Here is an 11,944-nt window from a genome sequence, read left to right on the forward strand (position 1 = left end):
TAAGATTACCAATCTCGGCTTTCCATTAATTTAGCAATTTCAATAATTGTCTCTGTAGCGGCTACAATAGATTCTAAAGGAACATATTCATAACGACTGTGGAAGTTTAGACCGCCAGCAAAAATATTAGGACAAGGCAAGCCCATAAATGACAATCTGGAACCATCTGTTCCTCCTCGAATAGGACGAGTAATGGGTTGCATTCCTAAGTTGCTAATGGCTTCTCTTGCTAAGTCGACAATATGCATAACAGGACGAACTTTTTCTGCCATATTATAATATTGGTCACTCAAACTCAAAGAAAGACGATGGTCATATTTTTGATTTAAAGCATCTACTGTTTGTTGCATCAATGCTTTTTTTGCTTCAAATTTTTCTTTGTCATGATCTCTAATGATATAACGGAGTTCTGTTTTGTCTACATCTCCATTGACAGAAAGCAGGTGGAAGAAACCTTCATAACCTTCTGTTTTTTCGGGCACCTCCTCTGCGGGCAAAGCTTGAATAAGTTCGGCTGCAATATACATTGAGTTGACCATCTTGTCTTTTGCGGCACCAGGATGAACAATTTTTCCCTGTATATCAATGGCCGCGTAAGCCGCATTAAAATTTTCGTATTCAATCTCACCAGGAAGCGAGCCATCCATTGTGTACGCCCATTCTGCACCAAATTTTTCCACATCAAATAAATCTGCTCCACGACCTACTTCTTCGTCAGGAGTAAAACAGATACGGATTTTCCCGTGTTTAATTTCAGGGTGGTTAATAAGGTATTCCATAGCAGAAACAATTTCTGTTACACCAGCTTTGTCGTCTGCTCCTAAAAGTGTCATGCCGTCAGTCGTAATCAAAGTTTGACCTTTAAATTGGAGCATTTCAGGGAATTCAGAAGTTCTAAGAACAAGATCTTCTTTTTCGTTTAATACCAAGTCTCCACCATCGTAATTGTTCCAAACAATTGGAGCGCAACCTGTTGCTGTGAAATCTGGAGATGTGTCAATATGGGCAACAAAACCAACTGTAGGTATTTTCTTGTCGGTATTGGCAGGAAGCGTAGCCATAATGTAACAATGGTCATCAATTTCAACATCACTCAAACCTATGGCTTTTAATTCTTCTACAATTTGATTGGCTAAGATGAATTGTTTATCTGTACTAGGAATTTTTTCTACTCCAAACTCAGACTGAGTATCTACTTTGACATAACGGAGAAAACGATCTAAAATCTGCTCTTTCATGATGCTAATTTATAATTTATATACGGTTTTATAGAGCTGGTAAGTTACTTAAAGTCTTGAAAATTTCGTATTATTATCATAAAAAATCCAAACCATTAATAAACATGATCACGAATGAAATGGTATGCCTACAAAACCATCTTTTTGGGATTGACTTCGTCAAATGCTCTACTTCATAGCTTACAGCTATGAGTTTGCGCTTTTCCTTGTCCTTCAAAAAATCTTGCTTTTTCGGTAATACGACTCTATTCGTAATCATGTCTAATGAATTTTTCCCATGAAAAAAATAGGATACAAAGTGCTAGTTATTTTATTGCTTGTCGCATTGGTTGCGCTAATTGTTATTGTAGAGTTTATAGCTCCTTATGCTATTGTAATGCCCTAAAAGATTGATTTAGAAGAACACCAAGAGCGATTTTCTTATGGTGCCTTCCCTAAAGATTACCAACTAAAAACAGAAGTGTTGGAGATAGAGACAAAGGATGGTGTTATTTTGTCCAATTATTTGGCATTGCCAGACCAAGATTCTGTAAAAGGAACAATCATTATGCTGCATGGTATAGGAGGTTGTAAAGAAGATTATTTAGGGATAGCGAAGCGTTTGACCGAATCAGGATACAACTGTATGATTTATGATGCCAGAGCACATGGACAAAGTGGGGGAAAATATTGTACATTTGGGTATCATGAAAAAGAAGATGTTCAAGCTGTCGTTGCTGCAATTTTAAATTATGACCCCAATACGTCTATTGGAATTTGGGCGAGTTCTATGGGAGCGGCGGTTGCATTGCAGGCATTGGCTATAGAACCAAGAATTCAATTTGGCGTGATTGAAAGTACATTCACAGATTTATCAGAGATCGTTTATCAGTACCAAAAACGATACTGTTATGGGATTGGTTTACGTTTTGCTTCTAATCGAGCTTTAACGCTTGCTGGGCGGATTGCCAATTTTGATCCGTACCAAATTCAACCCATACTAGCTTGTAAAAAAATAAAACAACCTATTTTGATGAATCATGGCGATGCCGATAAGCATATTCATATTCGATATGGCAAGCAGTTGTTTGAAGCTTTGGCAAGTACTGACAAGACTTTTTATACTGTGAAAGGAGGAGCACACACAGATTTATACACGGCAGGAGGAGCCGCTTATTACAACCATACGTTAGATTTTATAGCAGCACATTTTTAGATACTCTACAATAATCGACAGGTCAAGCTGCTATTTTATAAAAAAAAGTGTAACTAATTGACTTTTTAGGGATTATTAATAAAAGCTATTGAAGTTCTTAAAAATGACCGACTATGCGATGCACTTTTTTTTTATGCTACTTGTGTTTACAGCTCACAACAGCTCATGCACAAGGACATCAACCTAATTTTAGTCCAGAGGACACGATTTCTTTTGTCAACTTGAATCTCATGAATCCCAACGGTAGTCCCTATGCCAATGCGCCCGTTGTGTTAAAGGGAAAAAAGGGACATGTGGTAGAAGCTATAACAGGCTCTAATGGACGTGTGAAAGTCAAGGTTCCTTTTGATGAGACATATACGGTTCATTGTGGCGAACACACTTGTCTGAGACCGATTACAATCAATGCGTTTCCTTATGTGACGTATAATTATCAAGCCTATACGCGTCGATTTATCTACTTTACATTTACGTATAGAAATATTGCCAATCAACGATTGCCCAACGAAGTCGTAACTTTATATACCACTACTGGGGAAGTTTTTAGAGATACAACAAATGCTGAAGGGCAAGTGCATTTTTACCTGCCTTTTGTATCTGAATTTAGAATTGCTGTAAAATACCATGATAATGTCAAAACGATACGTCCTTTAGATGTTGGCAAAGAATATAAGATTATGTCAACTGTTTTTACTTGGATGGGATCTAAAGAAAAAGAACGATTGGCGCACATTGCCGATTCTTTGTCTCGTCTTGTTCATATGGATGCCATTCATTTTTTAGATTCTTTGGTTAGAACGGGCAACAAACACAAAATAGCAGAGGAAGATATTTACATTCCAATAGACTATGATAGTGTGGAGTGGGTGAATGCCATGTTGCAAATTAAAGCGCAAACGTATAGAGAAAAATTAAAGCAAAATCCTCATTTTTTTGAAGAAAAAAATAAAGCAGTTCTAGCGCCTTTGTTTCGGTTAAAAAAGCAGTTTAAACATAAAATTGTCGTAACCGATATTACAGGATCTATGTATGGTTATACCGAGCAAGTGATCTTGTGGCATGCTTTAAATTTTATGGAGAACGAAGATAAAAAATACTTATTTTTTAATGACGGTGATAACAAATCTACTTCACAAAAGAGGATTGGTTCAACAGGTGGGTTTTATTTTTGTCAGGGGCAAATAAAAGATTTTAATACTATTATTAATACCATGAGAAAGGGGATGCGAAACGGAGGAGGAGGAGAATATCCAGAAAATGATGTGGAGGCATTATTGGCGGCACAAGATAAACGCAAAAAGTACGATGAAGTTTTTTTGATAGCAGATAATTATAGCCCGATACGTGATTTGGAATTAATGCACCAATTAAAAGTACCTATTCGTATCATACTATGTGGTGTAGAAGATGGCGGGAGTTCTTTTTGGGGGAAACAAGAGAAAATTATTAATGAAGAATATTTAAACTTGGCTCATGCAACGAATGGTTCTATTCATTTGATAAAACAGGACATATTTGACTTGGCAAAAACGCAAGAAGGAGAATCCATTACCATAAAAGGACAGAAATTTGACTTTATCAATGGTCGCTTTGTTCGCCAAGAAAAATTGTGATCGCATTATTTATTAGGAATATAATATTTCTAAAAAAAATGATTGTTTAAAAAATATTTTCTAAAATTTTTCTGGAAAATATTTTTTTTTGGATTGACCTTGTTGTTTTTTGTTATAAGTTTTTAGTGTTTTTTTAGTGTTGTTTTGTATTGTTGTTTAATGATTTATAAATAATTTTTTATTTAAAGTGATTAATTTTTATTTAAAAATGTCTTTTTAAACAGTAATGCTTCTACTTATTATTGTACTGTCAAAGAAAAGTATTACTCCAAACAAAAATTACGTTTAAATCAAAATCAACTTATGAAAGCATTTAATTATTTAACATTAGCTATTTTACTGTTCTTAGGGGCAACAAGTAGTTTGCAAGCACAGTGTAGTGCTACGTTTTCGTATACCAATACGGGGAACAACTACAACTTTACAGCCACTACGAGTGCGGGGATGATGAATCCTGTTTATGTATGGACTATTGATGATTACAATAATAATACAACGAACACGGTGACATCAGTTACCCCAACAATTAATTACAACTTTAGTGGTGGTTCTCCATTTGGTTACCATCATGCTTGTTTAACGGTATATGATAGTTTAACAAATTGTCAGACAACAACTTATTGTGATAGTATTATTAGCAATACTAATCCAAATCCATGTTCAGGTTTTGCTGTAACACACAGTCATACAGTTAGCGGCAATACAGCTTCTTTTACTAGCAATGTAGTAGGAGGCAATCCAATGTATAGTTATGCTTGGAATTTTCATGGTTTAGGAAGTTCTTCAGTTGCAAATCCTTCGTTTACTTACCCTGGACCAGGATGGTATGCTGCCGATGTAACTGTTTATGATACATTAGGTTGTCAAGCTACTTACCATGATTCAGTTTATATTAGTGGCAACACCAACCCATGTAATACATCGGTATGGTTTGTTGATTCCTTAGCAATGGGAAATAGTGTAACCTTCCACTCTTATGCATCAGGTTTTGGAGCAGGTGCTTATTACTCATGGGATTTTGGAAATGGTGTGTATGCAAGTGGACAATACCCAACTGTAAACTTATCAAATGGGTGGCACTATGTATGTTTGACAGTAGACGATTCAATTTGCGTTGAGACATACTGCGATTCAATTTATGTGAATGGAGGGAATCCAAACCCATGTAACACATCTGTATCATTTTCTAGTTCAGTAACAACAGGAAATCATGTAACACTTCAAGCATCTACTTCTGGTTTTGGAGCAGGAACTTCTTATACTTGGAATATAGGAGGTAGCTCTATCATTGTAGGAGGACCAACTGTAACATTTCCTGCATCAAATGGCTGGTATTCTGTATGTTTGACAGTAGATGATTCACTTTGTACAGAAACATACTGTGATTCAATTTATGTAAACGGTGGTAATACAAATCCATGTAGTGGAACAATTTCGTTTACAGATTCGTTATCATCAGGAAATAATGTGACTTTTAATTCGTCAGTATCTGGTTTTGGAGCAGGCGCATTTTATGCGTGGACATTTGGAACTAACTTTCAGGCTTATGGACCAAACCCAACGGTACAATTATCAAATGGTTGGTATCAAGTATGTTTGACCGTAAGTGATTCGTCTTGTACAGAAACATACTGTGATTCTATTTATGTGAATGGAAGTAATCCAAACCCATGTAATACATCAGTATGGTTCTTTGATTCTTTGTCAACAGGAAATAATATCACTTTCCATTCTTCTGCGTATGGCTTCGGAGCAGGTGCTTACTACTCATGGGATTTTGGAAATGGTGTGTATGCAAGCGGACAATATCCAACTGTAAACTTATCAAACGGCTGGCACTATGTATGTTTGACAGTAGATGATTCACTTTGTACAGAAACATACTGTGATTCAATTTATGTGAATGGAGGTAATCCAAACCCATGTAATACATCGGTATGGTTCATTGATTCCTTGGCAATGGGAAATAGTGTAACTTTCCACTCTTCTGCATCAGGCTTCGGAATAGGAACTTATTACTCATGGGATTTTGGAAATGGTGTGTATGCAAGCGGACAATACCCAACTGTAAACTTATCAAACGGCTGGCATTTGGTATGCTTGACAGTAAGTGATTCACTTTGTACAGAAACATACTGTGATTCAATTTATGTGAATGGAGGCAATCCAAACCCATGTGCACAAAATGCTGTAACATTGAACTTATTGTTTGATAACTATGCAACAGAAACTTCTTGGACTGTAACAGATGCGAATGGTGTAGTAGTAGCGAATGGTGGAAACTATAGCTCAGCTATGAACGGTCAAAACTTACCAATCAATTTATGTTTGCCAACAGGTTGTTATAACTTTAATATCTATGATAGCTATGGAGATGGTATTTGCTGCTTGTATGGCCAAGGAAGCTATACTTTGGTAGATGACTCAACAGGAATGACATTAGTGTCAGGAGGTTCATTCACTTATTCAGAAACAACAAACTTCTGTGTAGGAGGAGCTTCTAATTCATGTGGAAACTTTGGAAATGGTTCCTTTACTTACTCAGTAGGTGCGAATGGAGTTGTGACCTTTACACCAGTATTAACAAGCAACCAATACCCACTAAACTTTACTTGGGATTTTGGTAACGGAAATACTTCGAATAGTTCTAATCCAACGTTTACTTTCACAAACGGATACCACTTAGTATGTTTGACGGCAGATTCTGCAAACTGTACCTTTACTTACTGTGATTCAATCATGGTAACAACGAACAATGGCAACCCAACAGGACCTTGTGCTAACTTGACAACAGATCTTCATATTACTCAAAGTATTAACGATCCATTCTTATTGTGGATGCAACCAGTAGTAAACGGTGCTGCTTCGAATGCAGGATTTACATTCGTATGGGATTTCGGTGATGGTACAGGAGCAATGTCTGGTGCACCACTACACACTTACAATAGCTTTGGCTCTTATGTAGTTTGTTTGATGGCTTTGGATACTGTAAATGGTTGTGTATCTACTTTCTGTGATACTATTACAGTAGATTCTGTAGGTAACTTTAGCCGTAACTTTACGAAGCCAGGCTTTACTGTAAATATGTTGCCTCCTGTAATCAATTACTATACAGCAGTAGAAGAAGTAGAAGAAGGAGCAACAACAATCAATTTGTTCCCTAATCCAGCAAACAGTGTAGTACATTTAGCAATTAGTACAGAAGAAGCAATAGATGGAACCGTTTCTATCTTAGATTTGACAGGAAAAGTTGCTTACATGAATAACTTGAATGTAGGAGCAGGACAAGAGCAAGTAAGCCTTCCTATCGAGCAGTTACCAGCAGGTGTATACGTAGTAAGAATTACAAGTGAAACAACACAACAAACTATGAAATTTGTCAAAGAATAATATTTTGATGAATACGCATAGTTAAGTGTTTGACAAATATTATAACCTATTATTTAATCAATAGGATATAGGGTGTGAATACGGCCAGAGTTTGAGGAAACTCTGGCCCTTTTTTATTTGTTAAGGTGGCAAATAGATGTTTTTTTAGAGAAAAAGAGAGAAAAATTAGTTTTGTGAGTTGTTTTTATAGTTTTGATTAGTAGTGTGTTATGTTGAGTTAGTAGCTTGATGTAAGTTGATAATGGACCTATATAGAATTGATATGGTATGTTTTTGGCACTAATAATTATTATTATGTACATTTACTCTAAGGAGAAGTGCTCTGCTACAAAGATATTAATAACATTAGGTTGAATATTGACGGCTCATACAAGACACAAGTGACGACAAGAGTCAGAGTACTAATTACTATCTAAAAAACATCAAATTATGCGAACAATAATTACATTACTACTGCTAAGTTATGTCCTAATAGTACAGGCACAACGCCCAGGAGGTCATCATAATCATCATGGTCACCATCACCATTATCCAATCCCAATGTCGGACATTGAATTTAATCAAGCTCTAAATCAAATGGGGAGAGAATCTTTTGATGATGGAAAATTGCGTATTGCCAAGGGAATTATCAACGGAAACTATTTATTATCACAACAAGTAAAGATAATGGTAGCACAATTTAGTTTTAAAGCGAATCAAGAAGAGGTTGCGCTATATGCTTACCCAAAAACCTACGACCAAAACAAATACTATATTGTATATGACGCTTTTACCTTCGATTCTAGCAAAGATAGAGTTAGTGACTGGGTTAGTACGCAGCCAATTAACGATTATCAAGGGGGCGGATATTATGGTCCTTATCCTATTACGGATGCCGATTTTGCGCAAGCATTGCGTCATTTGAGAGCAGAGTCTTTTGATAATGGAAAGTTAAGAGTTGCCAAGCAATTGGTCGATGGAAATTATTTGTACGCTAGTCAAGTTAACGCTTTAGTCAAAGAATTTGATTTTAAGAATAACCAAGAAGAAATTGCCAAGTATGCTTATGCCAAAACTTATGATCAAAGAAATTATTATTTGGTATACGATGCCTTTACTTTCGATTCTAGTAAGGATGCTTTGGAAAGATGGTTAGATGGGCAACCTATTAAAGACTATGCTCGTCCACCTAACACGGGACATTCTCATGGAGGAGGTATACATCACAATCCTAATTTAGGAAACAACCGACCACCAAACAGCCCAAATCCTAATTATAATAACAACAATAATTATAACAACAACAATAGCGGTTGGAATAATAATTTAAATAATGGTGGTACTAATTCCAACTCCAATTCAACAAACAATAACTGGAATAATAACAATGGTGGGAACAGTAGACCCCCAGCTAATACAAATAACAACAATAATACAAATAGTAATAACAATAGCAATAATAATAACTGGAATGATGATCGCCCAAATGGGAATGTGACATTAGGAAACCCAGCTAGTAACAACAACAATCAAGGTGGAACGGTACAAGCCATGTCTCCACGTGATTTTGACGCAATGAAAACAGCAATTGTTGCTTACTCTTCTGATAGCGATAGAATAAAAAAAGCAAAAGAGTTTTTACCAAATAATTTCCTACTAGCAGAGCAAGTAAAAGAAATTATGACTCTATTTGTTTTTGAAGACGTACGCTTGGATTTTGCGAAAGAAGCTTATGCTAAAACATACGATCCTCAAAATTATAGTGTCGTTCAAGGAGTCTTGGTCAATCCTTCAAGCCAGCGAGATTTACAATCTTATATTGACAATTATTAAAATCAAAATAGTTAGCTGCGCTGCTACTACGTGGTCGTTGAAAACTTTATTAGTTTACTTCGTGAGTGCGGCGCAGTTGATAATCAACAAGTTGCAAGTTATCGTATTTCGAAGTAAAACTTTGATTATGAAACTAATAGGAATGTGCTTTTTTATCTTTTTGGTAAGTAAGCTTGCGATCTCACGAGCGTAGCGAGCTAAAAAAGTAAACAACTAAGCGATAGCGATCTCACGACCGCAGGGAGCTAATCAACGACCACGAAGTAGCAGCGTAGCTAACTACTAAAAATCAACAACTAATGTTGAAAAAAAGCACTTTCTATCTTCTTTTAGAAAGTGTTTTTTTCTTGGAATAAGAGTCAAGCCACTAAGAGTAAATCTCAAACTTTCTAATCAACTGTTGCGTACTTTGGGAATTGGATTCCATTTGTTCAAATAGAACATCAGCGACTAAATGGCTAATGGGAGATAGCACCTCGGGATTCGCCAATTTGTTTTTGACACAGCCAACAAAAGTGGGAGCATCCATTTTTAGATGTAAAAAAGCGATTAAGTTTTCTCTTATCCCTTTTTCAGAAATTCTGTAATGTGTAACTTGTTGTTGTTTTAAATAACGCATAATTCCATAAGTTAATCCTTTTAGAAGGGCATCTACGTGCGTTCCTCCCTCATGAGTTGGGTGATAATTGACATAAGATTTTAAAATAGCCTCGTCAACACCATATTCTCTAAATGCAAAAGCTATTTCTATATGCATTCCATCCAACTGTTGATCAATAGACATTTCAAAAAGATTTTGTCCTAATCCTGTTAAAGCTTCTAAACGCAATTGGTCTTGTAGCCCATTTTTAAAATGATAGAATACATTACAAGCTCTACCATTTGTGTTATACTGGACTTCAAATTGCACTTGTTTGTTTAAATAAGCAAAATGGGCTACTTTATTAGAGATAAAGGTAGGTTGAAGGTCTATATCTTTCCAAATATTACCGTCTAATGTGCTTTCTATTTGTAATGTGGTGCCATTCCATAATTGATTGGTAGTACTTTGGCTAGCAACCCCTGCTTCAAATTTCTCTTCCAAAAGAACAGTGGATGAAGCATCCAATAGTTGAACATTAAAGATAGCACTTAAAGCATTGAGGGTTTCTAATCCGACAAAAATAGGGTTTTTACTAAAGTCTCGTTCCCAACTTGCCCAGCATTTTTGAATCGGTTGGGGAATGTCTCGAATGAGAAAGCGAATGGATTGCCTTCCCATTATCTCTATGTTAATATTGGATGACTGAAAAATGGTAATGCTATCATAGAGCACCCCTTTTAGTAAATGAAGGAAGCCCCTCATGTCAACACTGCCAATATACATCCCTGGTCTTAGTCGTATAGCCTCTATATAGGAGAGTGTTGGTGGAGCTTTTAGCTCTATTTTTTGCTCTTTTTTCATGCAATAAATTTTTATTATTTGAGGTTCGTATTTACTCTTTAAGATACAAAAAAAGCAGCAAATTCTATAGCTTTTGGAATGGATTAAGAAGGAGATATGGACGGTTTTTAGAGGATAAAAATTTCATTTATCTAAATAAAGTATATTGGATCAATTGCTTTAGTGAAAAAACTAATGTTTTAGTTAAAATGTACGTTTTTAGCTGCTGCAATTGTTAAAGTTGAGGATTTATTGATGTCCTTAAAAAGTATGTAATGCCCATGTTTAAAGGTGTGTAGATGTAATAGGGTGTTTTTTTTGTTAAGATGCGAAAGAAAAGTTGGCACGCTTTTTTTATTAGTATAAATAGAACAAATTAAAGATTACATAGAACCCAATACACAACATCTAATCTATGCAATAATTTTGACACCATTCAAATGAATTACTATGAAGAATCTAACATTAATCATCGCACTTATAATAGGAACATCTTTTGCACTTTCTGCTCAACGAGGAGGAGGTACTTTAAATAGCAACGGGAATACAAGTTCTAATTCTACCTTGAGAGGAAACTCAAACCTAAATAGAAACCCAAATCTTGGTACAACAAGCCGAGGCGGTTCTAACTATGGACGGGGAGGAGGACGACCAAACAGTGGTTATTCTAATAGCGGACGAGGAGGAAATCGTCCAAATGGGTATGGGCATCACAATCATGGACATCATGGTCACCATAACAACGGTCATCACGGACATCACAATAATTCGCATCATGTTTATCATAACAATGGGCATCACGGTCACCATGGTCACCACAACAATGTAAACGTGGTGGTAACTTCTCATCACCATGGGCACTATTATAATGGTTATTGCAACTATACCAATCACAACTATGGTTGGGCACCTGTTTGTGTTGCTGATTTTAATATAGGTTGTCGCTCAATTAGAGGTTGTGGTTATGACAACGATCGTTTGAGAGCAGCAAAACGTTTTGTACGTTGCAATTATGTAAGTGCGCACCAAATTGCAGATATTATGCTGATGTTCAGCTTTGAAAGTACTCGATTAGCTTTTGCAAAATATGCTTTCCACAGAACATGTGATATTCACAACTATGGAATTGTATTTGATCAATTGGCTTTTAATTCTAGTCGTCGTGAGTTGGATTGTTACATCCGTGATTATCATTGGTAGATCTTGTATTACTTGTTATGTAACGTTCAAAAAATAAAAAATACAGTCCCTGCGTAAAGCAAAGAAAACCGCC

General features: G+C 36.0%; 7 protein-coding genes. 5 read left to right on the forward strand and 2 right to left on the reverse strand.

All coding sequences use genetic code 11. The features are described 5' to 3' along the window. Positions 1 to 5: 5 nt before the first annotated feature. Positions 6 to 1,238, reverse strand: coding sequence for a peptidase T (gene pepT, locus QP953_RS11450; protein ID WP_052599675.1), 1,233 nt, complete (start codon positions 1,236 to 1,238; stop codon positions 6 to 8). 463 nt (positions 1,239 to 1,701) lie between these two features. Here pepT and QP953_RS11455 point away from each other — a divergent pair, with 463 nt between their 5' ends. The 4 genes from QP953_RS11455 (at position 1,702) to QP953_RS11470 (ending at position 9,248) form a co-directional block, all read left to right on the forward strand. Next, entirely contained in the window at positions 1,702 to 2,433 is a 732-nt protein-coding gene (locus tag QP953_RS11455; RefSeq protein WP_309555104.1) for an alpha/beta fold hydrolase, read from the forward strand. A gap of 113 nt (positions 2,434 to 2,546) precedes the next feature. Further along, positions 2,547 to 4,046, forward strand: coding sequence for a hypothetical protein (locus QP953_RS11460; RefSeq protein WP_309555106.1), 1,500 nt, complete (start codon positions 2,547 to 2,549; stop codon positions 4,044 to 4,046). A 303-nt stretch (positions 4,047 to 4,349) separates the two neighbouring features. Further along, positions 4,350 to 7,436, forward strand: coding sequence for a PKD domain-containing protein (locus QP953_RS11465; protein ID WP_309555107.1), 3,087 nt, complete (start codon positions 4,350 to 4,352; stop codon positions 7,434 to 7,436). Between the two features lie 429 nt (positions 7,437 to 7,865). Continuing rightward, positions 7,866 to 9,248, forward strand: coding sequence for a DUF4476 domain-containing protein (locus QP953_RS11470; RefSeq protein ID WP_309555108.1), 1,383 nt, complete (start codon positions 7,866 to 7,868; stop codon positions 9,246 to 9,248). A gap of 367 nt (positions 9,249 to 9,615) precedes the next feature. Here QP953_RS11470 and QP953_RS11475 read toward each other — a convergent pair whose 3' ends face one another. Then, entirely contained in the window at positions 9,616 to 10,692 is a 1,077-nt protein-coding gene (locus tag QP953_RS11475; RefSeq protein ID WP_309555109.1) for a hypothetical protein, read from the reverse strand. A 429-nt stretch (positions 10,693 to 11,121) separates the two neighbouring features. On the opposite strand from QP953_RS11475, the gene QP953_RS11480 reads away from it, so the two are divergent. Continuing rightward, the gene (locus QP953_RS11480; protein WP_052599669.1) at positions 11,122 to 11,871 is read left to right on the forward strand and encodes a DUF4476 domain-containing protein; all 750 of its coding nucleotides are present in this window, start codon (positions 11,122 to 11,124) and stop codon (positions 11,869 to 11,871) included. The last annotated feature ends 73 nt before the right edge of the window (positions 11,872 to 11,944 follow it).

Origin of the sequence: Aureispira sp. CCB-E (genome assembly GCF_031326345.1) — a bacterium.
Classification (GTDB): Bacteria; Bacteroidota; Bacteroidia; order Chitinophagales; family Saprospiraceae; genus Aureispira.